Genomic DNA, 24,232 nt, shown 5'->3' on the forward strand with positions numbered 1-24,232 from the left:
CCCGCCACATTGCAAGGGCCGCGCTTCTCGCACCAAACTCGTTGCGAAGCGGCAATGTCGCAACAGCGGGATTTGCCCTCAGGCGGCCACCATGGCCGAACCGCTGGAAAAGCGGTTTCTGTACTCGCCCGGCGAGAGGCCGAGAATACGGTGAAATACACGACGGAAGGCAGCGGCATCCTCGTATCCCACCGACCAGGCGATCTGGTCTACCGAACGACGGGTGAATTCCAGCAGTTCCCGCGCCTTGCCGACACGAAGATGCTGGACATATTCGATAGGTTTCATACCGGTGGCGGCCTTGAAGCGGCGAAGGAAGGTTCGCTCCTCAAGCCCGGCATGTGCGGCCATATCGGAGACACTGGTCGCCCGCCCGGCGCGCGCCTGCAGCCAGTGCTGTACCTTCAGGATCGGCTCGTCGCCATGCGTCAACCGCGGCGCAAAACTGCTGTAATGTCGCTGCTCCCGACCGGAGGGGTCTATCAGCAGGAATTTACCGGTCTCGATCATCACCGAAGGCCCAAGCAGCCGGTCAACAATGCGCAGACCAAGATCGGTCCATGCCATCAGCCCACCCGCAGTGATGATATCGCCGTCTTCGATGACGATCTTGTCTATCTCCAGGCGGATATCGGGAAAGCGCTCGCGAAACCGTTCTGCAAACAGCCAGTGGGTCGTGGCCGGGCGGCCGGCCAAAAGACCTGTCGCAGCGACGATAAAGGAACCGCCGCAACTGGCGGCCAGCGTCGCGCCCTGCGCATGCCGGTCCAGCAGCCAGCGGGCATAGGGCCCGGCCTCGTCGATTTCGGCTGGCCCGGTCAGCCGGCCGGGTACGACGAAGATATCGGGATGCCCCGGCCTGCCCGGCTCGGTGTCATGACAGCGGGAAAACTCACCGCCCTCACCCATGCTCCAGTGGCTGACGCGCAGTTTCGGCCCACCACGATCCTCTGAGAAGACCGACGCGATGGCAAAAAGATCCGTGATGCCGTGCACCATGGCGACCTGACAGTCCCGGTAGAGAACCAGACCGACTTCCCGCGCACTTCCCGCAACACCCGCCATGCCCCACATCCCCGTTTTGTCAGTTTCGGCTCGTTTTCTGTCAGAAGCGCCAATCCAGCCCCGGCTGTCTCCAGAGTATCTCTATTCCCACGGGACGCAAGCAAACCACCCGCAACAGGAGAGAGAGCCATGACAACGATAGTCACCAGAGACGGAACGCACATCTTCTACAAGGACTGGGGTTCGAAAGACGGCCAGCCCATCATCTTTTCCCACGGCTGGCCGCTCAGTGCCGATGCATGGGACGCGCAGATGGTATTCTTTGCCAATAACGGTTTCCGCACCATCGCCCATGATCGCCGCAGCCACGGCCGCTCCGACCAGGTCTGGCACAACAACACCATGGATCAATATGCTGACGATCTGGCCGAGCTAATCGAACAGCTCGATCTTCACGACATCATTCTCGTCGGCCATTCCACCGGCGGCGGCGAGGTGACGCGCTATACTGGCCGCCATGGTACGGCCCGCGTCGCCAGGATCGCCCTCATCGGCGCAGTACCGCCGCTGATGCTGAAGACGGAAAGCAATGCCATCGGCCTGCCGATCGATGTTTTCGACGGCATCCGCAAGGGTACCTACGACAATCGCAGCCAGTTCTTCAGGGATCTGACCATTCCTTTCTACGGCTATAACCGTGAAGGTGCTGTGATTTCTGAAGGTATTCGCGACGAGTTCTGGCGGCAGGGCATGATGGGCGGCCTCAAGGGCCAGCTCGACAGCATCCGCGCCTTTTCGGAAAGCGATTTCCATCAGGACCTGAAGGCTTTCGACAAGCCAACGCTCGTACTGCACGGCGACGACGACCAGATCGTGCCGATCGGCGCTTCGGCGCTCTCCACGGTCAAGATCGTCAAACATGCGACCCTCAAGGTCTATGAGGGCGCCGACCATGGACTGACACAGACCCATCAGGACCGGTTCAACGCCGACCTTCTTGCTTTCATCAACGCCTGAAACCATCAGACAAAGGAAACACGGGACATGACACAGAATACGTTTCTCATCACCGGCGCGTCCGATGGCATTGGCGCTGTTTATGCCGAGCGCCTGGCAAAACGCGGCCACGATCTTATCCTCGTGGCGCGACGCGCCGAAAAGCTGAAGGCGCTGGCCGAGCGGCTGGAAAAGGATCACCAGATCGCTGTCGAGGTTCTGGCAGCAGACCTTTCACGGGCGGAAGACCTCGAAAGGGTAGAGGCACGGCTGCGCGAGGACCGGCGGATCACCGGTCTCGTCAACAATGCCGGTATTGCCGGAGACGGCGCTATCACGGAACTGGACCCGGCCCATGTCACGACGATGATCAATCTCAATATCCTTGCCGTCACCCGGCTTGCAGCGGCGATCGCACCGCGTCTTGCAGCAGATGGAAAGGGCACGATCATCAATATCACCTCGGTCACGGCCTTGATGCCGGCGGCATTTACCGCCGTTTATCCGGCGACCAAAGCCTTTGTGCTTGCCTTCACCGAGGCGCTGCACGCGCAGCTTTCCCCTTCCGGCGTGCGGGTTCAAGGTGTCCTGCCGGGCATCACCCGCACGGCCATCTGGGAAGAGGAACGTCTCGACGCCATTCCCGCCGCCATGGTCATGGATGCTCACGAGATGGTGGATGCAGCCCTGGCCGGTCTTGATCTGGGCGAGACGCTGACCATTCCTTCCCTGCCGGATACGGCAGACCTTGAAAATTTTCTTGCGGCCCGCGCTGCATTGAGGCCCAATCTATCGCATGCACATGCCGCCAGCCGGTATCGTGCAACCCAAACTGAATAGAGGGAGACGCATCATGATCCTCGGACTGACCATTCCCCAATTCACGACATTGCACGTTGCCTTGAGCCTCATAGGCATTGTAACCGGATTGATCGCCCTGCCCGCTTATGCGGCAGGGCGATGGATGCCGCGCATGATGGCGCTGTTTCTCGTCACCACGCTCGCCACAACGCTCACCGGCTTCCTGTTTCCAATCGGCAACTTCACACCGGCACTCGGCGTCGGCATCATCTCGACCATCATTCTGGCGGTCGCGCTGGTCGCGCTTTACGGATACGGTCTCAATGGCAGGGCGCGAACTGTTTATTCGATTACCGCCACGATGGGCCTTTATCTGAATATGTTTGTGCTGATCGTTCAGTCCTTTCTCAAGGTCGAGGCACTGAACGCACTGGCTCCGAACGGCAACGAACCACCATTCCTTGTCGCTCAACTCGCCCTGCTTATTGCGGCAATCTGTCTTGGCTGGAAAGCGACGCGCCGCAAGCTTTTAGCCTGAAGCCAGCCCCCGCCCACACTCACCTGCGGGCTTCCCGGAAAAGCACACTTGCTCGATCCCCTTCGGGCAAGCTTGTGATTTCGTCGTGAACACAGGAAATCGCCGCCTCTGAAATTTTCTCTTCCGTCTGTTGCCGCCGAACAATATACATTATATGATAACGTATATTAATTTAGAACAACAGGAGAAACCGATGAGTGCCGTGAGAATCAACGAACGTCTGACGGTCGCAGGCCAGCCGGATATCTCCGACTTTTCATCGCTTTCCGATCAGGGCTACAAAAGCATCATCAATGCCCGGCCGGATGGCGAAGAGCCCGGCCAGCCGGGCAATGAACATGAAAAAAGCGCCGCCAATGCTGCGGGTCTTGCCTACAGTTTTATTCCGGTCAATGGCCCGACTATTACCGAAGCCGATATTCGTGCCTTTCAGCAGACGATGACCGAGGCAAAAGGCCCCGTATTCGCCCATTGCAAGGGTGGAGCTCGGGCGCTAACGCTTTATGTGCTTGGCGAAGCGCTGGACGGGCGCATGAAACAAAGCGAGATCGCGACTTTCGGCCAACAGCATGGTTTCGATCTTTCCGGCGCCGTCCGCTGGCTGGAGCGGCAGGCTGCGGCAAAGCCGCACGTCAAGGCTTTCTTCGATCCGAGCACATCGAGCGTGCAATATGTCGTTTCCGACCCCGCAACCCGGCGCTGCGCCATCATCGATCCGGTCTACGATTTCGACGAGAAATCGGGGGCGACCGGCACGGTGAATGCCGATGCCATTCTGGCCTATGTCAAGGAGCAAGGCCTGTCGGTGGAATGGGTTCTGGACACGCATCCGCATGCCGACCATTTTTCCGCCGCGCACTATCTCAGCCAAAGAACCGGCGCGAAAACGGCAATCGGCGCCAAGGTCACCGGTGTGCAGCGGCTGTGGCAGGAGAAATATAACTGGCCCGATCTTGAAACAGACGGCTCGCAATGGGACCGGCTGTTTGAAGCGGGAGACCGGTTCAACATCGGCTCGCTGGAAGCTCGCGTGCTGTTTTCACCCGGACATACGCTTGCCTCCGTAACCTACGTGGTGGGCGACGCCGCATTCGTGCATGACACTCTTTTCATGCCTGATTCCGGCACGGCGCGCGCCGATTTTCCAGGCGGCAGCGCCAGAGAACTCTGGGCATCCATTCAGGAGATTCTCGCCCTTCCCGACGAAACGCGGCTTTTCACCGGACACGACTATCAACCCGGTGGCCGCGCGCCCAAATGGGAAAGCACTGTTGGAGAACAGAAACGCGGCAATCCGCATCTGGCTGGCATGACAGAGGAAGGCTTCATCCAGCTGCGTGAGGCGCGGGATCGCACCTTGCCGATGCCGAAGCTCATTCTGCACGCCTTGCAGGTCAATATCCGTGGCGGGCGCCTGCCTGAGCCGGAGGCCAATGGCAAACGTTATCTGAAGTTCCCGCTTGACGTGCTGGGGGGCAGCACATGGTAAAGGAAAACATGCGGAAACAGATACCTGATATCACCGAAATCCCGCTTGCCGAGATGGAGGAACGCGCAGTCGAGGTCGCCATACTCTTGAAGACACTTGCCCATCCCGCGCGGCTGATGCTCGCCTGCACGCTGGCGCAGGGGGAGTTTTCTGTTGGCGAGCTGGAAGCCAAGCTGGATATCCGCCAGCCCACACTTTCCCAGCAACTTGGGGTTTTGCGTGAGGCGGGCGTTGTTGAAACGCGGCGCGAGGCCAAACAGATCTTCTACCGGTTAACCGAGGAAAAAGCGGCGCAGCTGATCGAGGCTCTCTATACCATCTTCTGTGCGCCGGAGGAAAACCCGTGACAGCCTATTGGCCCTCTCTATTCGGCGGTATGCTGCTCGGCCTCGCGAGTATTCTTCTGTTTCTCTTTAACGGCCGCATCGCCGGTATCAGCGGCATCCTGGGCAATGTGCTCGGCAAGGAACGGCGCTTGACGGATGTGGCCTTCGTCGCAGGTTTGCTGACAGGCCCGTATCTTTACGCCGCCGCATTCGGCCGCTTTCCCGCGCTCACCATATCTGCACCCTGGCCGCTGATCGTCATTGCTGGGCTGCTGGTGGGGTTCGGTACGCGCATGGGATCCGGCTGCACATCCGGCCATGGCATCATGGGTCTTGCTCGATTTTCCCGGCGCTCCATCACCGCCACTGCCATCTTCCTGATCACCGGTATCCTTGCCGCTACGATAACCGGAGCGCTGTCATGAAAAATCAGGTCATGGCGCGTTTCGTGGTGGCACTTGCGGCCGGGGCACTGTTCGGATTTGGCCTCTCCCTGTCCGGCATGATCGATCCTGCCCGCGTTTCAGGCTTTCTCGACGTGGCAAGCGGCCATTGGGATCCGAGCCTGATGTTCGTTCTCGGCGGTGCGGTTTTGGTCGCCGTGCCGGGCGTTCTGTTGTGCCGTTTCCTTGCCAAACCAGTTCTCAGTGCTGAATTTCACCTTGCCGCCAAAACTCGGGTCGACGCGCCGTTGGTTGTGGGCTCGGCTATTTTCGGCGCAGGCTGGGGGTTTGCCGGTTTCTGCCCCGGCCCGGCGATATCGGCGCTTGCTCTCGGCCTAATGCCGGTCATTCTCTTCGTTTGCGCCATGATCGCCGGCATGCTCGTTCACGACCGAATCTACGCCAAACGGTAGGCATTTCCGCCTTGCCTGGACATGCGCGAGAGCAGCAGGCTCTCGCGCATCATCGCTGGATTACAGGTCGATCAGGCTTTTGCCCGTCATTTCCGCAGGCAGCGGCACATTCATCAATTGCAGCAGCGTGGGAGCGACATCGGCAAGGATACCGTCATGCAGCTTCGCGCCTTCAGGTCCGCCGAACAGGATCACCGGCACCGGATTGGTGGTGTGCGCGGTGTGCGGGCCACCAGTTACCGGGTCAACCATGGTTTCACAATTACCGTGGTCGGCAATCACCAGCATGGCGCCGCCAACCTTTTCCAGAGCGGCAACGACTGCGGCGAGCCCCCGGTCCACGGCTTCGCAAGCCTTGATCGCGGCTTGCAGATCGCCGGTATGGCCCACCATGTCGGGATTGGCGTAATTGGTGACGATGAGATCGTAACCCTTGCCGATCGCCTCGACGAATTTCTCCGTCACCTCAGGCGCGCTCATTTCCGGCTGCAGATCGTAGGTCGCAACCTTGGGAGACTTCGGCATGAAGCGGTCTTCGCCCACTTCAGGTTCTTCCTTGCCACCATTCAGGAAGAAAGTGACATGCGGATATTTTTCCGTCTCGGCCAGTCGGAACTGCCGCAGACCCTGCTTGGCAACCCACGCGCCCAACGTATTTTCGATATCGCGCTTAGGGTAAGCCGTCGTCATGAAGGTCGCATGTTTGGTGGAATATTCCACCATGCCAAGCAGCGCCGAAAGCACTGGCTTTTCACGGACAAACCCGTCGAAATCATCCGCACCGATAGCAAGCAGGATTTCACGAGCGCGGTCGGCACGGAAATTCAGGCAGAAGAGACCGTCGCCCGATTTGAAGCCTTCGTAACCATCGATGACCGTTGGCAGGATGAATTCGTCCGTAACATCATTTTTGTAGCTTGCGGCAACGGCGCTCACCGCGTCCGGCGCATGTTCGCCCCGGCCGAGAACCATGGCGTCATAGGCCTTTTCAACACGCTCCCAGCGATTATCGCGGTCCATCGCATAATAACGGCCGATCACCGTGCCAATGCTGGCGCCTTGCGGCAGGCTTGCCGCAAATGCGGCGACGAAGCCTTCCGCGGACTGCGGCGCGACATCGCGACCATCGGTGATGGCGTGCACGACGACCTTCAAACCCAGATCGGTCAGCAGCTTCACCGCCGCCCGACCGTGGACGATGTGGCCGTGAACGCCGCCATCGGAAACGACGCACATCACATGCGCCACGCCGCCCGCAGCCTTCACCTTGGCGGCGAAATCGAGCATCGCAGCGTTCCTGAAAAAGCTGCCGTCTTCGATAGCCAGATCGATCTGGCCAAGATCCATGGCGACGATGCGACCGGCGCCGATATTGGTGTGTCCAACTTCCGAATTGCCCATTTGCCCGGTGGGCAGGCCGACATTCGGGCCGAAGGTGGTCAGCCGCGCATTCGGGCAGGTGGCGAAAAGCCGATCCATGGTGGGCGTGTTTGCCAGTACCGGCGCATTGCTGGACGTGTCCTCGCTCAGTCCCCAGCCATCGAGAATAGTCAGGACAACGGGTTTGGGAGTGCTCATGAAAGGACCTTCTTCTTCATTCGGTTGCCGACGAACAGCGAAGCGCTGGGCACCGGAGCGCCCCCGTCCGCCACTATGATCATGATGAGAAAACACGCTTCTCGTTCTTTCTCTTCTATACTCGAAGATCGCGAACGCAAGCCTATACCGACACCGAAACAGTTCCGTGAAGCTGAAGTGCTTCACGGAAGAAAATCCTTTTCGAACGAAGCTCAGCCGTCGATGAAGATCAGCGCCGGCTTTTCCAGCAGCGCCTTGATGGCCTGAATGAAGACGGCGGCATCCCAGCCGTCGACGACTCGGTGATCGAAGCTGGAGGAGAGGTTCATCATCTTGCGCGGCACGAAACCGCTGCCATCCCAGACCGGTCGCGTCACGATCTTGTTCACGCCGATGATCGCCACCTCCGGGTGATTGATGATGGGCGTCGAAACGATACCGCCAAGGGGGCCAAGCGAGCTGATTGTGATGGTGGACCCCGTCAACTCGTCCCGTTGCGCGGCGCCGGTGCGCGCCGCCTCGGCCACGCGCACAACTTCAGCAGCACACTCCCAAAGGCCGAGCGCTTCCGTGTGGCGAACGACCGGGACCATCAGCCCCGTAGGTGTCTGCGTGGCTATGCCGATATGCACCGCTTCGTAGTGACTGACGACCCCTTTTTCGTCATCGAAGGTGGCATTCATGCCGGGATGATCGGCGACCGTTTTCACAAGTGCGCGCATCAGGAACGGCAGGATCGTCAGTTTCGGCTGTCCTGACCGGCGGTTGCCATTCATGGTCGTGCGCAAATCCTCCAGATCGGTCACGTCGATTTCCTCGACATAGGTGATGTGGGGAATGCGGGAGACAGAAAGCGTCATCTTCTCGGCGATCTTGCGCCTAAGCCCTGTCACCTTCACCTCTTCGACAGCGCTATCGCGGGAAGCTATCGGCGCAGCGGGCCGCTCAGATTGCGACCGTGCGGTCAGAAATGTATCGAGATCGGCGTGGGTGATATGCCCGTCCGGCCCTGTTCCCCTCACTTGTCCGAGATCGATATCGAGATCGTCGGCGCGCTGGCGAACGGCTGGCGACGCCAGAGGTTTATGGTGTTCCACCTCAGGGGAAGGCGGCGCATCCTGTATTTCGCGGGCGGGCTGGATTTCAGCCGCTGGCGGCTCTTCCGTCATGTCGGATGGCGCTTCCGGCTCGGTCACATCCGCGGGGGCAGCAGCAACAGCGGAGGCATTGGTTTCGATGCGCACCAGCGGCGCCTTAACCGCCACCGTATCACCCACCTCCGCTGCCAACCATGTGACGACGCCCGCAACCGGCGATGGGATTTCAACCGTCGCCTTGTCGGTCATCACAGCGGCCAGCACCATATCCTCGTGCACGGGATCGCCGGGTTTGACATTCCATTCCACCAGTTCGGCTTCCGCAACACCTTCGCCGACATCAGGCATAGTGATAACAAATTCCGCCATCTTCAGGCCTCCATGACTTCGACGAGAGCGCGCCCGACGCGGGCCGGCCCCGGAAAATAATCCCACTCCTGCGCGTGGGGATAAGGCGTATCCCAACCAGCCACACGGACGACCGGTGCTTCCAGATGATAGAAGCAGTGCTCCTGTACCAGCGACACGACCTCCGCACCGAAGCCTGACGTGAGCGTTGCCTCATGCACCATGACGCAGCGACCGGTCTTGGCAACGGACTTCACAATGGTGTCCAGATCGAGTGGCAAAAGGCTGCGCAGATCGATGATCTCGGCATCCACGCCCGTTTCTTCCGCTGCGGCGAGCGCAACATGCACCATGGTGCCGTAAGCGATGACAGTGACATCCTGCCCGGCGCGGCGGATTTCGGCCTTGCCGATCGGAATGGTGTAATGTCCTTCCGGCACCTCGCCCATCTCGTGCTTCGACCATGGCGTTACCGGCCGGTCGTGATGGCCGTCGAAGGGGCCGTTATAAAGCCGCTTCGGCTCCAGAAACATCACCGGATCCGGGTCTTCGATCGAGGCGATCAGCAACCCCTTGGCGTCGTAAGGATTGGAGGGAACCACCACCTTTAGCCCGCAGACATGGGTAAAAAGCGCCTCCGGGCTCTGACTATGCGTTTGCCCGCCAAAAATGCCGCCGCCGGTCGGCATGCGCAGGACTATGGGGCAGGTGAAATCACCATTGGAGCGATAACGAATGCGCGCCGCTTCCTGGGTGATCTGGTCATAGGCCGGGTACATGTAATCCGCGAACTGGATTTCGACGCAGGGGCGCAGGCCATAAGCGGCCATGCCGATGGCCGTGCCGACAATACCGGATTCGCTGATCGGCGCGTCGAAACAGCGGGTCTTGCCATATTTGCCCTGCAAGCCCTGCGTCGCACGAAACACGCCGCCGAAATAGCCCACATCCTCACCGAAAACCACCACATCGTCGCTGCGCTCCATGGACACATCCATGGCGCTGCGGACGGCTTCGATCATCGTCATTCTTGTCATGTCTCACCACCCTGCCTTCTGGCGCTGGCGGGCGAGATGCGGCGGCATCTCGGCGTAAACGCCCTCGAAAATATCCTTCTTTGGCGGCTTACGGCCCTCATGCAGCGTACCGTGGCTTTCCGCCTCACGCTGCGCCTCAAGCACCTCGTCGGCAATTTCCGCTTCCGCCTGCCGGTGCCGCTCCTCCGACCAGACGCCGCGCAGGATGAGATGTTTCTTCAACCGCAGAACCGGGTCACCGAGTGGCCATGCCTCGGACTCGGTCTTGGGGCGATAGGCGCTCGGATCGTCGGAAGTGGAATGCGCACCGACACGGTAGGTCACGTATTCGATCAGCGTCGGTCCGAGATTGCGCCGCGCCCGCTCCACCGCCCAGCGTGCCACGGCATAAACGGCGAGATAATCGTTGCCGTCGACCCGGAGCGCCGGAATGCCGAAGCCCAGGCCTCTGGCCGCAAAGGTGCCGGAACCGCCGCGCGCGATACCCTGAAAGGTGGAAATGGCCCATTGGTTGTTGACGATGTTGAGTATGACCGGCGCCTTGTAGGTGGAGGCGAAGACCAGCGCCGAGTGGAAATCCGATTCCGCCGTTGAGCCGTCACCGATCCATGCTGCCGCGATCTTCGTATCGCCCTTGATGGCAGATGCCATCGCCCAGCCGACCGCCTGCACATATTGCGTGGCAAGATTGCCGGACACGGTGAAGAAGCCATGCTCCTTCGAGGAGTAAAGAACCGGCAATTGCCGCCCATGCAGCGGGTCCAGTTCGTTGGAATAGATCTGGTTCATCATGGTGACGAGCGGGTAATCGTCGGCGATCAGCAGACCCGCCTGCCGGTAGGTCGGGAAATTCATGTCGCCTTTGGAGAGCGCCTTGCGGAAGGCGCAACTGACCGCTTCCTCACCCAGATGCTGCATGTAAAAGGAGGTCTTGCCCTGCCGCTGTGCCATCAGCATGCGGGCATCGAAAGCCCGCAGCCGCATCATGTTCTTCAGGCCGACGAGCAAATCCTCATCCGAAAGCAGCCCGGCCCACGGGCCGACAGCCTCACCCTGATGATTGAGGACGCGGATGATGGAATAGGCCAGATCGCGCATGTCTTCAGGTGCTGCGTCCACCTCCGGGCGTGGCACGGAGCCGGCCTTGGGTATCTTCACATTGGAGAAATCCGGCTGGTCGCCTGGCCGCACCGCTGGTTCGGGAACATGCAGGCTGAGATGCGTGGTTTCGGTAATATCCATTCTACTCCTCCCATCGCCATCTCCTCCAGACGACGAAACAATTTTCAGAGGTTTCGCGCGATGACCATGCGCTGGACATCGCTGGTTCCCTCGTAAATCTGGCAGATGCGCACATCGCGATAGATCCGTTCCACCGGATAATCCGCCATGTAGCCGTAACCGCCGTGAATCTGGATGGCGTCCGAGCAGACACGCTCCGCCATTTCCGAGGCAAAGAGCTTGGCCATCGAGGCCTCCGAGAGGCAGGGCTCGCCCGCTTCCTTCAGCGCCGCCGCATGCAGCACCAGTTGCCGCGCCGCCGTTATGCGCGTTGCCATATCCGCAAGCCTGAACGCCACGGCCTGATGCTCGATGATGGCTTGCCCGAAGGCCTTGCGCTCGCGGGCATAATCCCGCGCCGCCTCGAAAGCCGCCTGCGCCATGCCAACCGCCTGTGCGGCAATGCCGATACGACCGCCTTCCAGATTGGCGAGCGCGATGCGATACCCCTGCCCCTCTTCACCGAGCCGCAATTCGGCTGGGACCGCCATGTCGGTAAAGGCAATCTGGCAGGTATCCGAAGAATGCAGACCGAGTTTTTCCTCGATCCTGATTACCTCGTAACCGGGCGTATCTGTCGGCACGATGAAGGCCGTGATACCTTTTTTGCCGGCAGCCGGATCGGTGATGGCAAAAACGATGATGACATCGCCGTTCTTGCCCGACGTGATGAACTGTTTTGCGCCGTCGATGATATAGCGGTCGCCATCGCGCCGCGCTTTTGTCTTCAGATTGGAGGCGTCGGAACCGGCCTGCGGTTCGGTCAGCGCAAAACCGCCGATCCATTCGCCGGAGGCGAGCTTGGGGAGGAAGCGCTGCTTCTGCTCTGCCGTGCCGAATTTCAGGATCGGCACGCAGCCAACCGAATTGTGGACGCTCATGATGGTGGAACAGGCGCCGTCACCGGCAGCGATTTCCTCCAGCGCCAGGGCGTAGGCGACAGCACCGGTTTCCGACCCGCCATAGTCCTCCGAGACCAGCATGCCGAGAAAGCCGAGTTCACCCATTTCTTTCAGCTCGTCTTTCGGGAACCGGCTTTCCCGGTCGCGCGCGGAAGCGCCGGGGGTGAGCCGCTCGCGGGCGAAATCGCGGGCCATGTCCCTGATCTGTTGCTGGGCTTCGTTCAGGATCATCTCCGCCTCCCTTCAGTGCCGCTCGACCGCAAGCGCAGTCGCCTCGCCGCCGCCGATGCAGACGGCGGCAACGCCGCGTTTCAGTCCGTGACGCTGCAAAGCGGCCAGCAACGTGACGACGATGCGTGCACCGGAAGCCCCGATGGGATGGCCGAGCGCGCAGGCGCCGCCATGCAATTCACCTTCTCATGTGGCAGATCGAGATCACGCATGGCCGCCATCACCACAACCGCGAAAGCCTCGTTGATTTCGAACAGATCGACATCCTTCGCCGACCAGCCGGTTTTTTCGAACAGCTTTGTCATCGCGCCGATGGGAGCCGTCGGATATCTGGCAGGTGCATCCGCATGGGATGCCTGACCGATAATGGTCGCCAGCGGTGAAAGGCCTCGTCTTTCCGCTTCGGAACGGCGCGTGACAACGAGAGCGGCTGCGCCATCCGAAATAGAACTGGAATTCGCCGCCGTCACCGTTCCGCCGTCGCGAAAGGCGGGCTTCAGCTGCGGTATCTTTTCCGGCTTTGCCTTCCCCGGCAACTCGTCCACGCCATCATCGCCAACAGGCGCGATTTCCGCTTCGAACGCACCTTCCTCTATGGCGCGTCGCGCCCGTTCCAGTGAGGCGAGCGCAAAATCATCCTGCATCGCGCGAGTGAATTGATACTCTTGCGCGCAATCTTCAGCAAAAGTCCCCATCAGCCTGCCCTTGTCATAGGCGTCTTCGAGACCGTCGAGAAACATGTGGTCGGTGAGCTTGCCGTGGCCAAGACGATAGCCGTTGCGGGCGCGGTCCAGCAGATAAGGGGCGTTGCTCATGCTTTCCATGCCACCTGCAAGCACGATGGAAGAGCTTCCCGCCGCAAGCTGGTCATGTGCCAGCATGATCGCTTTCATGCCCGAGCCACACATCTTGTTGATTGTTGTTGCGCCAACCGAGTTGGGAATGGCGGCGGCAATCGCTGCCTGTCTGGCAGGAGCCTGTCCCTGCCCGGCTGAGAGCACGCAGCCCATCAGCACATCGTCAATGTCAGCGGAAGAAATTGCAGCACGTTCGACGGCCGCGCGGATTGCCGCCGCCCCAAGATCGGACGCCGCCACCGATTTGAATTCGCCCTGGAACCCACCCATAGCAGTACGGGCGGCCCCGACGATAACGACAGGGTCATGCACAGCCAAATTCACCTCCCTTGGCCATCCTCCCACCGAGAGAACGACCGTCATCGCAATCTCCTCCAGACCGCGACTGACGTGAACGCTATCACTATCTCGAATTCATTTCAAAGCTATTTTGATTGACAGTTTTTTGATTGGCGATATCTTTGATCCAACAATTAGTCATATCATAGAGCAAATGATCCATGATTGAGCTCGACAGTTTCGACCAGAAGATTCTCCATGTGCTTGGCGATGACGGGCGTGTGAGCTGGCGCGATCTGGCAGCCCGGATCGGGCTTTCCTTCACGCCGACACTGCGCCGCGTGCGCAAGCTGGAAGAAGAAGGCATCATTCGCGGTTATACCGCCGTGTTCGATGAGAACCGGCTGCTCGGCAATATGGGCGTCTTCATTTCCGTCACGCTGGAACGGCAGATAAAGGAAGCGCTGACGACGTTCGAGCACCATGTCGCCTCCATTCCGGAAGTGGTGGGCGGCTACCAGACGAGCGGCAGTTCCGACTATCTCATTCATGCCATGGTGCGGGATCTACCGCATTATCAGCAGCTTCTGGATTTCCTGACCACGGTTCCCGGTGTGTCGCGCATCCAGTCCAATTTCGCCATCAAGACATTCGTGCGCCGTTCCGCCGCCTTCACCGGAGGTGACGCGCCATAAATGAGAGTTGCCAGCACGGAGGAGGTGCTGGCCGCTGACGAGAGGGACGGAGACAAATGGCCGTCCGGAGGAGGAGACGCGATGAGTTTGAACCTCGCCGCCATTTTCGATGCCGATCTCGGCCCGGAAATCGCAGCATTGCGCGACAGCGCAAGAGCATTCGCAGACGATGAAATAGCGCCGCTCGCAGCAGAAATCGATCGCAACGATCAGTTTCCGCGCCAGCTCTGGCCGCGGATGGGTGAACTCGGTCTGCACGGTATTACCGTTTCGGAGGAATTCGGCGGTGCTGACATGGGCTATCTCGCTCATTGCGTGGCGATGGAGGAGATAAGCCGCGCTTCCGCGTCCATCGGCCTGTCCTATGGCGCCCATTCCAACCTCTGCATCAACCAGATTCATCGCTGGGGAACGGAAGAGCAGAAGCGGCGATATCTGCCGAAGCTGGTTTCGGGCGAGCATGTCGGTTCGCTCGCCATGAGCGAGACGGAGGCCGGCTCGGATGTCGTCTCGATGCGGCTGAAGGCGGAACGTAAGGGCGACGTCTATGTGCTGAACGGCACAAAGATGTGGATCACCAACGGTCACGAGGCAGACACGCTGGTTGTCTACGCCAAGACGGACATGTCCGCCGGTGCGCGTGGCATCACGGCCTTTCTGATCGAAAAAGGCTTCAAGGGTTTTCGCCCCGCACAAAAACTCGACAAGCTTGGCATGCGCGGCTCACCCACCTCCGAACTGGTGTTTACGGATTGCGAGGTCCCGGAGGAAAACCTCCTCGGGCGCTTGAACGACGGCGTGACGGTGCTGATGAGCGGGCTTGATTACGAGCGCGCGGTGCTGGCTGCCGGCCCTGTTGGCATCATGCAGGCGGCTATCGATCTGGTGCTACCCTATGCGCGCGAGCGCAAGCAATTCGGCAAGCCGATCGGCGAATTCCAGCTGGTGCAGGGAAAGCTTGCCGATATCTATTCGGCCATGAACGCCTCCCGCGCCTATGTCTATGCCGTGGCGCGCGCCTGCGACAATGGCCGCATCACAAGGCAGGATGCGGCAGGTGCGATCCTGTTTGCCGCCGAGCGGGCGACGCGAGTTGCACTGGATGCAATCCAGCTTCTCGGCGGTTCCGGCTATGTCAATGAAAGTCCGGCCGGGCGGCTGCTTCGGGACGCCAAGCTTTATGAAATCGGCGCGGGCACCAGCGAAATCCGCCGGATGCTGATCGGCCGCGAACTGGTCAAAGGCAATGGGTGAGGAATGCGATGAAGCTTACATCCAGTCTGAACCGCGATCCTACCTTTTCCGCCAACGTCACCTTCATGTCGGGCCTGGTGGATGACCTGCGGCAGCATGTCGAAAAAATCTCCAAGGGCGGCGGCGACAAGGCGCGCGAACGGCATCTGTCACGCGGCAAATTGCTTGCGCGCGACCGGATAGAAGCACTGCTCGATCCCGGGAGTCCGTTTCTCGAATTCTCGCAATTCGCAGCATACGAGGTCTACGACGAACCCGTTCCGGCCGCCGGCATCGTCACCGGCATCGGCCGGGTCGCAGGCCGTGAATGCGTCATCGTGGCCAATGACGCGACGGTGAAAGGCGGCACCTATTATCCGCTGACGGTCAAGAAACATCTGCGCGCGCAAGAGATCGCTGCCGACAACCACCTGCCCTGCATTTATCTGGTCGATTCCGGCGGTGCGAACCTTCCCAATCAGGACGAGGTTTTTCCCGACCGCGATCATTTCGGCCGCATCTTTTACAATCAGGCCAATATGTCGGCGGCAGGCATCGCCCAGATCGCAGTCGTGATGGGAAGCTGTACGGCTGGTGGGGCCTATGTGCCGGCTATGAGCGACCAGTCCGTGATCGTCAAAAATCAGGGCACGATCTTCCTCGGCGGTCCGCCGCTGGTGAAGGCCGCAACGGGCGAAGTGGTGACTGCGGAAGAACTGGGTGGCGCGGATGTGCATTCGCGGCAATCCGGCGTGACTGATCACTATGCCCACGATGACCGCCACGCGCTTTCGCTGACCCGAAGGATCGTCTCCACCCTCAACCGCCGCAAACGCGTGGAGCTGGATATTCGCGAACCCGCAGAACCGCTTTATCCATCGGAGGAGCTTTACGGCATCGTGCCCACCGATACGCGCAAGCCTTTCGAGGTGCGCGAGATCATCGCGCGTCTGGTGGATGGCTCCGAATTCGACGAGTTCAAGGCGCTTTATGGCACGACGCTTGTGTGCGGTTTCGCCCATATCCACGGTTATCCCGTCGGCATCGTCGCCAATAACGGCATTCTGTTTTCGGAATCGGCGCTGAAGGGCGGGCATTTCATCGAACTCTGCTGCCAGCGCGGCATTCCCCTGGTTTTCCTGCAGAACATAACCGGCTTCATGGTCGGCAAGGCCTATGAGGCCGATGGTATCGCCAAGGATGGCGCCAAGCTCGTTACGGCCGTTGCATCGGCTAAAGTGCCGAAATTCACCGTCATTATCGGCGGCTCCTTCGGTGCGGGCAATTACGGCATGTGCGGGCGCGCCTATTCGCCGCGCTTTTTGTGGATGTGGCCGAATGCGCGCATTTCCGTCATGGGCGGCGAGCAGGCGGCATCCGTTCTGGCGCAAATCCGGCGCGACGGCATCGAGGCGGATGGCCGCCACTGGTCCAAGGAGGGCGAGGAGGCGTTCAAACAGCCGATCCGGGAAAAATACGAGCGGGAAGGTCACCCCTATTATGCCAGTGCAAGGCTGTGGGACGATGGCATCATCGACCCGAAGGACACCCGCCTCGTGCTCGGCCTTGGCCTGTCGGCCGCGCTGAACGCGCCGATTGAACCCACCCGTTTCGGCATATTCAGGATGTGAGGCGACGATGTTCTCAAAAATACTGATCGCCAACCGCGGCGAAATCGCCTGCCGGATCATCCGCACCGCCCGCAAGATGGGCATCCGCACCGTCGCGGTCTATTCGGATGCCGACCGCGACGCCATGCATGTGGCGCTGGCCGACGAGGCCATTGCGATCGGTCCTGCACCTGCCCGCTCGTCGTATCTCGATGCTGAAAAGATCATCGCCGCCGCACAGGCAAGCGGCGCGCAAGCCATTCATCCCGGTTACGGTTTTCTCTCGGAGAATGCCGGTTTCGCCGAAGCCTGCGCCTCTGCCGGCATCATTTTCATCGGCCCGACACCCGATGCCATCCGCGCCATGGGCGGAAAAAGCGAGGCGAAGGCGCTTATGGCGCAGGCGGGCGTTCCCGTGGTGCCCGGCTATCACGGCGAGGATCAGGCCGACGAAAAGCTTGCCGGCGAGGCAGAAGCCATCGGCTATCCGGTTTTACTCAAGGCTTCAGCTGGCGGCGGTGGCAAGGGCATGCGCGTTGTCCGTGAAAAGCGTGAATTTGCGGCAGAGCTCGCCGGCGCAAAACGCGAAGCGCTCGCCGCCTTCGGCAATGACCGTATGCTGATCGAGAAATATCTGGAACGGCCGCGACATGTGGAGGTGCAGGTCTTTGCCGATGGCCATGGCAATTGTCTTTCGCTTTTCGAGCGCGATTGCTCGATCCAGCGCCGGCACCAGAAAGTCATAGAGGAGGCCCCTGCCCCCGGCCTGCCCGATACGCTCAGGCAACGCATGTACAACGCGGCGGTGGCCGCCGCCCGCGCCATCGACTATCGCGGGGCTGGAACGGTGGAGTTCCTGCTCGACCCGTCCGGCGCGTTCTATTTCATGGAAATGAACACCAGGCTTCAGGTCGAGCATCCGGTCACGGAATATATTACCGGGCTCGATCTGGTAGAATGGCAGATCCGTGTTGCGAATGGAGAGGCGCTGCCGGACGACTGGGGCAATCTGCGCATCAACGGCCATGCCATCGAGGCACGGATTTACGCCGAAGACCCGACGCATGATTTTCTGCCGTCAATCGGCACGGTCAGCCACCTCGCCTTTCCGGAAGAAGGACCTCACCTTAGGATAGATAGCGGCATACGCACCGGCGACGCCATCAGCGTGCACTATGATCCGATGATCGCCAAGCTGATCGTCTGGGACTACGACCGTCCGTCTGCCGTGCGGCGTCTGCGTCTTGCACTCGAAAAACTGGCGATTTGCGGCGTCACCAGCAATGCCGCCTTTCTGACACGGCTTGCGGGGCTGGACGCTTTCGCCGCCGCCGAACTCGATACCGGCTTCATAGCCCGCAACGAAGCGGCGCTCTTTGCCCCCGGAGCCACGAGCGAGAACGAAATAGCTTTGGCCACGCTCGGCCTGCTTCTCTCACGCCGGAACGGGGCCAAGCCGCAGGCCGATCCTTATAGCCCTTGGAACAATACGAACTCTTTCCGCCTCAATGCGCCAGCGCGGGAAACCCTGCGTTTCGTCCTGGATCAACAGCCGGTCGATGTCGCCGTTACACATGAGCCAGATGGTTTTTCACTGGAGATCGGCACGCGGGCAATCCGCGCTCATGGCAGCATCTCACAAGACGGCGCACTGCGGGCGACCGTCGATGGTAGGCAAAGGCAGTGCCGTTTCTTTGCCAGCGATAACGGCCACGCGCTTTTTCTGGATGGCGAGCACTATCGCATCAGCCAGCCCGACCCGGTCGATGTAGCTGATACCTCCACCCATACCGGCGGTCTGGAAGCCCCGATGCCCGGCGTCATCCGCGCCATTCTAAGCAAGCAGGGCGCAGCGGTTGAGGCCGGTGACGCGCTTGTGGTGATGGAGGCGATGAAAATGGAGCACACTATCCGTGCGCCAGCAAAAGGCACCGTCACCGCCATCAACTGCGCCGAAGGTAATATGGTCGAAGCCGGCGCCATGCTGGTGGATTTCGAACCGGAGGGCGCATGAGATGGCCTTGCCCAAAACCGTCAAGATCGTCGAGGTCGGCGCACGTGATGGCCTGCAAAACGAAACTGCTGAGGTTCCCACCGCCTTCAAGATCAGGTTGATCGAGCGGCTGGCTGCGGCCGGATTGGCGGCGGTGGAGGCAGGAGCCTTCGTTTCGCCAAAAAAAGTTCCGCAAATGGCAGGGTCGAAGGAGGTGCTTCTAGGCCTCAAACGACATCCCAATACCGGCTATCCGGCGCTCGTTCCCAATATCAAGGGTTTCGAGGCCGCCGTTGAAGCCGGTGTGACGGAGATAGCCGTTTTCGTCTCCGCATCCGAAGGCTTCAGCCAGCACAATATCGCCTGTTCGCGCGCCGAAAGCCTCGAGCGCCTGCGCGATGTTTCGGAGGCAGCGGCCAGCCGTAACATCCGCATGCGCGGCTATGTCTCCTGCATCGCCGGTTGCCCCTATGACGGCGCGGTCGCACCCGATGATGTGGCGGCGATGGCCGAAGCGCTTGTCGCCATGGGATGCTACGAAATCTCGCTCGGCGATACGATTGGCGTCGGCACGGCCGGGCAAATCCGCAAGCTCATCCAACATGTATCGACCCGCATCCCGCGCGAAAAACTCGCCATGCATTTCCACGACACCTATGGGCAGGGCGTCGCCAATGTGCTGGCTTCGCTTGAGGAAGGTATTTGTGTGTTCGACAGTTCCGTGGCCGGGCTCGGCGGTTGCCCCTTTGCGCCGGGCGCAAGCGGCAATGTCGCCACCGAAGACGTTATTTATCTGCTGCACGGGCTTGGCATCAAAACCGGCATCGACCTGATGGCGGTGGCGAGAACGGGAGACTGGATAAGTCGCCATCTCGGCAGGGCAAATGCGGCACGCGCAGGTAAGGCACTGCTTGCCGTAAAGATGGAGGATAATGCACATGGTGGGTGAGCTGTTGAGCGAGAAGCGCAAGGACGTTCTGTGGCTGACGCTTAACCGGCCGGACGTCCACAACGCCATGAACGCCGCGATGACGGACGCCTTGACGCATGCGATCCGGACGGCCTCCAGCGACGGCGACCTGCGTGCCGTGGTGATAACGGCGGCGGGCGACCGTAGCTTCTGCTCAGGGGCCGATCTGAAGGAAAGCGCTGGTGGCATGTTCCTCTCGCGAGACGGAACGAACCCCATCGCCAATGTGATGCGCGCTATCGAGACCTGCAACAAAATCGTCATCGCCCGCGTCAATGGCCGGGTGCTGGCGGGTGGGCTAGGCCTCATCGCGGCCTGCGATCTCGCTTATGCCGCCGATCATGCTGAGTTCGGCCTGCCGGAAGTTCGCGTCGGCCTTTTCCCGGCCATGGTGGCGGCGAAACTTCTGGCCAAAATACCGCTGAGCCGCCTCCACGAAATGGCCTATCTGGGGCAACCGGTCACCGCCGCAGAGGCCGAAGGCATCGGCCTCATCAACCGCACGGCGCCACGTGCCGAACTCGATGGCGTGATCGAGGGGGTACTCGCCCGCTTGCGGCAGAACGCGCCGGGCGCAGTCGCCGCCGGAAAGGCAGCGCTGCTGACGATGCGCGACATGCCGGCCAGTGAACGGCTCGCCTTTGCCGAAAGCGTCATCGCGAAGATCAGCAGCAGCGAGGAGGCGCGCGAAGGCAGAGACGCCTTCGCTGGAAAACGCCCGCCGCTCTGGGCTGGCGGGTCCTGAACCACCGCTCAAGGTCTTAATCGATATAATGCCCACAGCCGCGTTGACCCCGTTCGGCAAATCGAGTTCTATCCACCACCTTTCGCCGGAGGGCGATCGGGGAGCTGGAGGAGAACCTATGCGCCTTGTAAAAACCGTCGCCGAGTTGCGCGGTCTGACCGCCAAGTTTCGTCGCGATGGCAAGACCGTCGGCTTCGTGCCGACCATGGGTTTTTTGCATATCGGCCATCTGACGCTGGTTGCCAGGGCGAAGACGGAGAACGACGTGACGGTGGTCTCGATCTTCGTCAATCCGCTGCAATTCGGAGCCAATGAGGATCTTGCCCGTTACCCCCGCGATCTCGCCCGCGATAGCGCGCTGCTGGAAGAGGCAGGTGTCGACATTCTTTTCGCACCCGAGGTTACGGAGATGTATCCGCGCCCGATGCAGACCGTGGTGGATGTGCCGGAACTGGGAAGCCAGTTGGAAGGTGCGGTACGGCCGGGGCATTTTGCCGGGGTTACGACTGTTGTCACCAAGCTTTTTAATCTCGTGCAGCCGGATGCCGCCTATTTCGGAGAAAAGGACTACCAGCAGGTAACGCTGATCCGGCGCATGGTGGACGATCTCGCCCAGCCAGTCCGCATCGTTCCCGTCGCCACCGTACGTGAGGCGGATGGGCTCGCCTGCTCCTCGCGCAATGTCTACCTGAGCCTTGAAGAGCGTGCCGCCGCCGTAATTGTGCCGCGCGCGCTTGATGAGGCCGAGCGGCTGTACAATGAGGGCTGCGACGACCCGGACGCGTTCGAAGCAGCAATAGAAAAATTCATCGCCACCGAGAAGCTGGCATTGCCCGAAGTCGTGGCGGTGCGCGATCCCGACACGCTGGCCCCCGTGGCTTCGCTGCAGGCGCGGCCTGTGCTGGTGGCACTGTTTGTGCGGGTCGGCAGCACCCGCCTTCTCGACAACCGCGTCATCGGACGTGATAAAACTGGCAAACAGGAGGCTGCACGATGAGCACGCACGCGAAACAGAAGCGGCTGACGACAGCCTCCATCAAGCAAATGAAAGGCGGTGCGCGCATCGTCTGCCTTACTGCCTATACGACGCCGATTGCCCGCCTGCTCGATCCGCATTGCGACCTGCTGCTGGTTGGCGATTCAGTCGGCATGGTACTTTATGGCATGGACACGACGGTCGGCGTCACCCTGGATATGATGATCGCCCATGGCCGCGCCGTCATGCGTGGTGTGGAACACGCCTGCGTCATCGTCGATCTCCCCTTCGGGACCTATCAGGAATCAAAGGAACAGGCGTTCCGCAACGCCGTGCGGCTGATGCAGGAAACCGGCTGTGATGGCGTGAAGCTGGAAGGTGGTGAGGAAATGGCCGAAACCATCGCCTTTCTCGTGGCGCGCGGCATTCCGGTGTTCGGCCATGTCGGGCTGATGCCGCAGTTGGTCCACACCGCCGGAGGTTTCCGCTCTCTTGGACATTCAGATGCGGAAACGCAGAAAATCTGGCGCGATGCGATTGCGGTCGATCAGGCCGGTGCTTTCGCCATTGTCGTGGAGGGTACCGTCGAGCCGCTTGCGCGCGAATTGACCGAAAAACTCTCCGTCCCGACTGTCGGCATCGGCGCATCACCAGCCTGCGATGGGCAGGTGCTGGTTTCCGACGACATGCTCGGTCTCTTCACCGATTTCAAACCGAAATTCGTCAAACGTTTCGCCGATCTGGGTGCGACCGTTTCACAGGCAGCAGCAGGTTATGCCGAAGAGGTGCGCTCCGGCGCGTTTCCGGGGCCGGAGCATACGTTTCAGGTCCGTAGGCAATCGCCTTCGGCGGAGTGAGGGAACGGCGCAGATGAGGTGGTGAGGTGGTGACATACACCTTCACCTTCGTCACGCTCGGGCTCGTCCCGAGCATCTGCTACCTATCTATTTTGTGAAATGTCGGCAGATCCTCGGCACAAGGCCGAGGGTGACGTCGCGTTTGCGGCAAGGTTTGTAAGTAGGCTCGGCTTCTCCGCCTATCCCCTCAAACCCCAACCCCTAAACAATCCCGCCGCTGCCACCGACCGAAGCCGGGCGTTCCGCCGCAACCCGTTTGCGATAACCACTGGCCCGGTAGGTGGCAACAGGATCGATCGCGCCGCCCGCCAACTGCCTTGCTTTAGCGAGAACCGGCTCGACATCGGTGCGATAGGCCCGTTTCAGCGTATCGGAGGCCATCAACGCATCATTGTCTTGCTGGTAGCCATCCAAAGCCGCGCGATCCACCAGCAGCGCCTGCGCATAGGCGCGGCGGATTTCGTTGGCACTGGAAATCAGGCTTTCGATTGGGTCGGTCACATTGTGCGACTGGTCGATCATATGGGCGGGATGGAAGCCCTTCACGCCACGATGTTCGGCATCTACCAGCTCGTTGAAGACGAGGAACAGGCGGTAAGGCTCGATGGAGCCGGCATCCAGATCGTCATCGCCATATTTCGAATCGTTGAAGTGGAAACCACCGAGCTTGCCGAACTGGATGAGCCGGGAGACGATCATCTCGATATTGGTGTTCGGCGCATGGTGACCGAGATCAACGAGGCAGAACGCCTTTTCACCGAGCGTATTAGCGATGAGGTAGTTGGTGCCCCAATCCTGCACGACGGTGGAATAGAAAGCCGGCTCGAACATCTTGTGTTCGGAAAAGATGCGCCAGTCATCCGGCAGCGCCTTGTAGATATCGGCCATGGCCGCGAGATAGCGCTCGAAACTTCTGGTGAAATTGCTCTGGCCGGGGAAGTTGGAACCATCGCCCACCCACACCGTCAGCGCCTTGGAACCAATTGCCTTGCCAATCTCGATACATTCGATGTTGTGCTCCACGGCTTGGCCCCGCGTTGCGGCATCGGTGTGGCTGAGCGAACCGTATTTGTAGGAATGGCTCTGATCCGGTGCATCCGAGAAGGTATTGGAATTCATGGCGTCGAAGCCGAGACCTAGCGTGTCGGCATGGTCCTTCAAACGCTTCGGGTCCTGCTTGTCCCACGGAATATGCAGGGAGACATTCGGGGTCGCCCGTGTCAGCTGGTTGATGACGGCGCAATCATCCAGCTTGTCAAAAATGCCGCGGGGCTCACCTTCGCCCGGAAAGCGGGCGAAACGGGTGCCGCCGGTGCCGACGCCCCAGGATGGAACAGCGACGAAGAATTCCGCGACCTTGGCGGTGACAGCATCGATATCGATGTTGCGGCGCGCAAGCTGGTTGCCCAGCGCATCGTAGTCGTCCTTCAGCGCGGCGGCGCGCTTGTCGTTTTCGGCCGCGATCACATCGGCGGCGATTTTGGTGTCGGTCATCTCTTCCTCCCCGGAATCGGTCCAGTGCATGCTCGATC

22 protein-coding genes and 1 pseudogene are annotated in these 24,232 nt (G+C 60.4%); 15 read left to right on the top strand and 8 right to left on the bottom strand.

Annotated elements, in window-relative coordinates; translation table 11 throughout:
* Positions 1-78: 78 nt before the first annotated feature.
* The gene (locus tag GH784_RS09780) at positions 79-1,065 is read right to left on the bottom strand and encodes a GlxA family transcriptional regulator (RefSeq protein WP_065704531.1); all 987 of its coding nucleotides are present in this window, start codon (positions 1,063-1,065) and stop codon (positions 79-81) included.
* Between the two features lie 129 nt (positions 1,066-1,194).
* On the opposite strand from GH784_RS09780, the gene GH784_RS09785 reads away from it, so the two are divergent.
* The 7 genes from GH784_RS09785 to GH784_RS09815 all read left to right on the top strand — a co-directional run bounded on the left by GH784_RS09785 (position 1,195) and on the right by GH784_RS09815 (position 6,011).
* A complete protein-coding gene (locus tag GH784_RS09785; RefSeq protein ID WP_065704297.1) occupies positions 1,195-2,022 on the top strand; it encodes an alpha/beta fold hydrolase in 828 nt (275 codons plus the stop codon).
* Positions 2,023-2,049: 27 nt separating this feature from the next.
* The gene (locus GH784_RS09790; protein WP_065704299.1) at positions 2,050-2,841 is read left to right on the top strand and encodes an SDR family NAD(P)-dependent oxidoreductase; all 792 of its coding nucleotides are present in this window, start codon (positions 2,050-2,052) and stop codon (positions 2,839-2,841) included.
* A 13-nt stretch (positions 2,842-2,854) separates the two neighbouring features.
* Positions 2,855-3,340 carry a hypothetical protein gene (locus tag GH784_RS09795; protein WP_065704301.1) on the top strand — a complete coding sequence of 162 codons (486 nt, stop codon included), beginning with the start codon at positions 2,855-2,857 and terminating at the stop codon, positions 3,338-3,340.
* A gap of 193 nt (positions 3,341-3,533) precedes the next feature.
* Positions 3,534-4,829: a bifunctional sulfur transferase/dioxygenase Blh gene (blh, locus tag GH784_RS09800; RefSeq protein WP_065704303.1), complete on the top strand. Its 1,296-nt coding sequence runs from the start codon at positions 3,534-3,536 to the stop codon at positions 4,827-4,829.
* A complete protein-coding gene (gene bigR / locus GH784_RS09805; RefSeq protein WP_003511171.1) occupies positions 4,823-5,176 on the top strand; it encodes a sulfite-sensing transcriptional repressor BigR in 354 nt (117 codons plus the stop codon). Before blh ends, bigR begins: the two co-directional genes overlap by 7 nt.
* On the top strand, positions 5,173-5,580 hold the full coding sequence (locus tag GH784_RS09810; RefSeq protein ID WP_003511172.1) for a YeeE/YedE family protein: 408 nt from the start codon (positions 5,173-5,175) through the stop codon (positions 5,578-5,580). The genes bigR and GH784_RS09810 overlap by 4 nt, the downstream gene beginning before the upstream one ends.
* Positions 5,577-6,011 carry a YeeE/YedE family protein gene (locus GH784_RS09815; protein ID WP_013761694.1) on the top strand — a complete coding sequence of 145 codons (435 nt, stop codon included), beginning with the start codon at positions 5,577-5,579 and terminating at the stop codon, positions 6,009-6,011. The genes GH784_RS09810 and GH784_RS09815 overlap by 4 nt, the downstream gene beginning before the upstream one ends.
* Before the next feature lie 60 nt (positions 6,012-6,071).
* Here the strand turns inward: GH784_RS09815 and gpmI are convergent, their stop codons facing one another.
* The 6 genes and pseudogenes from gpmI to GH784_RS09850 all read right to left on the bottom strand — a co-directional run bounded on the left by gpmI (position 6,072) and on the right by GH784_RS09850 (position 13,705).
* On the bottom strand, positions 6,072-7,589 hold the full coding sequence (gene gpmI, locus GH784_RS09820) for a 2,3-bisphosphoglycerate-independent phosphoglycerate mutase (RefSeq protein WP_019564782.1): 1,518 nt from the start codon (positions 7,587-7,589) through the stop codon (positions 6,072-6,074).
* A 212-nt stretch (positions 7,590-7,801) separates the two neighbouring features.
* A complete protein-coding gene (locus tag GH784_RS09830) occupies positions 7,802-9,055 on the bottom strand; it encodes a dihydrolipoamide acetyltransferase family protein (protein WP_019564783.1) in 1,254 nt (417 codons plus the stop codon).
* 2 nt (positions 9,056-9,057) lie between these two features.
* Entirely contained in the window at positions 9,058-10,071 is a 1,014-nt protein-coding gene (locus GH784_RS09835; protein WP_013761697.1) for an alpha-ketoacid dehydrogenase subunit beta, read from the bottom strand.
* A 3-nt stretch (positions 10,072-10,074) separates the two neighbouring features.
* Complete coding sequence (locus GH784_RS09840) at positions 10,075-11,313, bottom strand: 3-methyl-2-oxobutanoate dehydrogenase (2-methylpropanoyl-transferring) subunit alpha (protein ID WP_003511177.1); 1,239 nt, start codon at positions 11,311-11,313, stop codon at positions 10,075-10,077.
* A 44-nt stretch (positions 11,314-11,357) separates the two neighbouring features.
* Positions 11,358-12,485 (bottom strand): acyl-CoA dehydrogenase family protein, encoded by a 1,128-nt coding sequence (locus GH784_RS09845; protein ID WP_065704306.1) that lies wholly within the window; start codon positions 12,483-12,485, stop codon positions 11,358-11,360.
* A 12-nt stretch (positions 12,486-12,497) separates the two neighbouring features.
* Positions 12,498-13,705 (bottom strand): annotated as a pseudogene (locus GH784_RS09850) (acetyl-CoA C-acyltransferase).
* A gap of 137 nt (positions 13,706-13,842) precedes the next feature.
* Here GH784_RS09850 and GH784_RS09855 point away from each other — a divergent pair.
* The 8 genes from GH784_RS09855 (at position 13,843) to panB (ending at position 22,700) form a co-directional block, all read left to right on the top strand.
* Positions 13,843-14,316, top strand: a complete 474-nt coding sequence (locus GH784_RS09855) for an Lrp/AsnC family transcriptional regulator (protein WP_003500312.1) — start codon at positions 13,843-13,845, stop codon at positions 14,314-14,316.
* An 81-nt stretch (positions 14,317-14,397) separates the two neighbouring features.
* Positions 14,398-15,570 carry an isovaleryl-CoA dehydrogenase gene (locus GH784_RS09860; RefSeq protein ID WP_035199562.1) on the top strand — a complete coding sequence of 391 codons (1,173 nt, stop codon included), beginning with the start codon at positions 14,398-14,400 and terminating at the stop codon, positions 15,568-15,570.
* Positions 15,571-15,578: 8 nt separating this feature from the next.
* Positions 15,579-17,180, top strand: a complete 1,602-nt coding sequence (locus tag GH784_RS09865) for a carboxyl transferase domain-containing protein (RefSeq protein WP_153793394.1) — start codon at positions 15,579-15,581, stop codon at positions 17,178-17,180.
* A 7-nt stretch (positions 17,181-17,187) separates the two neighbouring features.
* Positions 17,188-19,173, top strand: coding sequence for an acetyl/propionyl/methylcrotonyl-CoA carboxylase subunit alpha (locus GH784_RS09870; RefSeq protein WP_065704310.1), 1,986 nt, complete (start codon positions 17,188-17,190; stop codon positions 19,171-19,173).
* A gap of 1 nt (position 19,174) precedes the next feature.
* Positions 19,175-20,101: a hydroxymethylglutaryl-CoA lyase gene (locus GH784_RS09875; RefSeq protein WP_065704312.1), complete on the top strand. Its 927-nt coding sequence runs from the start codon at positions 19,175-19,177 to the stop codon at positions 20,099-20,101.
* A complete protein-coding gene (locus tag GH784_RS09880; protein WP_065704315.1) occupies positions 20,091-20,867 on the top strand; it encodes an enoyl-CoA hydratase-related protein in 777 nt (258 codons plus the stop codon). The genes GH784_RS09875 and GH784_RS09880 overlap by 11 nt, the downstream gene beginning before the upstream one ends.
* Positions 20,868-20,985: 118 nt before the next feature.
* Entirely contained in the window at positions 20,986-21,864 is an 879-nt protein-coding gene (gene panC, locus GH784_RS09885; RefSeq protein ID WP_065704317.1) for a pantoate--beta-alanine ligase, read from the top strand.
* Positions 21,861-22,700, top strand: coding sequence for a 3-methyl-2-oxobutanoate hydroxymethyltransferase (panB, locus tag GH784_RS09890; protein WP_003511192.1), 840 nt, complete (start codon positions 21,861-21,863; stop codon positions 22,698-22,700). The genes panC and panB overlap by 4 nt, the downstream gene beginning before the upstream one ends.
* 201 nt (positions 22,701-22,901) lie before the next feature.
* Here the strand turns inward: panB and rhaI are convergent, their stop codons facing one another.
* On the bottom strand, positions 22,902-24,194 hold the full coding sequence (gene rhaI, locus GH784_RS09895; RefSeq protein WP_003511194.1) for an L-rhamnose catabolism isomerase: 1,293 nt from the start codon (positions 24,192-24,194) through the stop codon (positions 22,902-22,904).
* Between the last annotated feature and the right edge of the window lie 38 nt (positions 24,195-24,232).

Source organism: Agrobacterium tumefaciens, from assembly GCF_009649785.1.
Lineage (GTDB): Bacteria > Pseudomonadota > Alphaproteobacteria > Rhizobiales > Rhizobiaceae > Agrobacterium > Agrobacterium tumefaciens.

Coding starts and splice junctions, on each gene's coding strand:
- GH784_RS09845 (WP_065704306.1), bottom strand. CDS start 12,485: ATGATCCTGAACGAAGCCCAGCAACAGATCAGGGACATGGCCCGCGAT.
- GH784_RS09880 (WP_065704315.1), top strand. CDS start 20,091: ATGGTGGGTGAGCTGTTGAGCGAGAAGCGCAAGGACGTTCTGTGGCTG.
- GH784_RS09780 (WP_065704531.1), bottom strand. CDS start 1,065: ATGGCGGGTGTTGCGGGAAGTGCGCGGGAAGTCGGTCTGGTTCTCTAC.
- GH784_RS09840 (WP_003511177.1), bottom strand. CDS start 11,313: ATGGATATTACCGAAACCACGCATCTCAGCCTGCATGTTCCCGAACCA.
- GH784_RS09875 (WP_065704312.1), top strand. CDS start 19,175: ATGGCCTTGCCCAAAACCGTCAAGATCGTCGAGGTCGGCGCACGTGAT.
- panC (WP_065704317.1), top strand. CDS start 20,986: ATGCGCCTTGTAAAAACCGTCGCCGAGTTGCGCGGTCTGACCGCCAAG.
- panB (WP_003511192.1), top strand. CDS start 21,861: ATGAGCACGCACGCGAAACAGAAGCGGCTGACGACAGCCTCCATCAAG.
- GH784_RS09860 (WP_035199562.1), top strand. CDS start 14,398: ATGAGTTTGAACCTCGCCGCCATTTTCGATGCCGATCTCGGCCCGGAA.
- GH784_RS09785 (WP_065704297.1), top strand. CDS start 1,195: ATGACAACGATAGTCACCAGAGACGGAACGCACATCTTCTACAAGGAC.
- GH784_RS09835 (WP_013761697.1), bottom strand. CDS start 10,071: ATGACAAGAATGACGATGATCGAAGCCGTCCGCAGCGCCATGGATGTG.
- GH784_RS09815 (WP_013761694.1), top strand. CDS start 5,577: ATGAAAAATCAGGTCATGGCGCGTTTCGTGGTGGCACTTGCGGCCGGG.
- GH784_RS09790 (WP_065704299.1), top strand. CDS start 2,050: ATGACACAGAATACGTTTCTCATCACCGGCGCGTCCGATGGCATTGGC.
- blh (WP_065704303.1), top strand. CDS start 3,534: ATGAGTGCCGTGAGAATCAACGAACGTCTGACGGTCGCAGGCCAGCCG.
- GH784_RS09870 (WP_065704310.1), top strand. CDS start 17,188: ATGTTCTCAAAAATACTGATCGCCAACCGCGGCGAAATCGCCTGCCGG.
- GH784_RS09830 (WP_019564783.1), bottom strand. CDS start 9,055: ATGGCGGAATTTGTTATCACTATGCCTGATGTCGGCGAAGGTGTTGCG.
- gpmI (WP_019564782.1), bottom strand. CDS start 7,589: ATGAGCACTCCCAAACCCGTTGTCCTGACTATTCTCGATGGCTGGGGA.
- GH784_RS09865 (WP_153793394.1), top strand. CDS start 15,579: ATGAAGCTTACATCCAGTCTGAACCGCGATCCTACCTTTTCCGCCAAC.
- GH784_RS09795 (WP_065704301.1), top strand. CDS start 2,855: ATGATCCTCGGACTGACCATTCCCCAATTCACGACATTGCACGTTGCC.
- rhaI (WP_003511194.1), bottom strand. CDS start 24,194: ATGACCGACACCAAAATCGCCGCCGATGTGATCGCGGCCGAAAACGAC.
- GH784_RS09855 (WP_003500312.1), top strand. CDS start 13,843: ATGATTGAGCTCGACAGTTTCGACCAGAAGATTCTCCATGTGCTTGGC.
- bigR (WP_003511171.1), top strand. CDS start 4,823: ATGGTAAAGGAAAACATGCGGAAACAGATACCTGATATCACCGAAATC.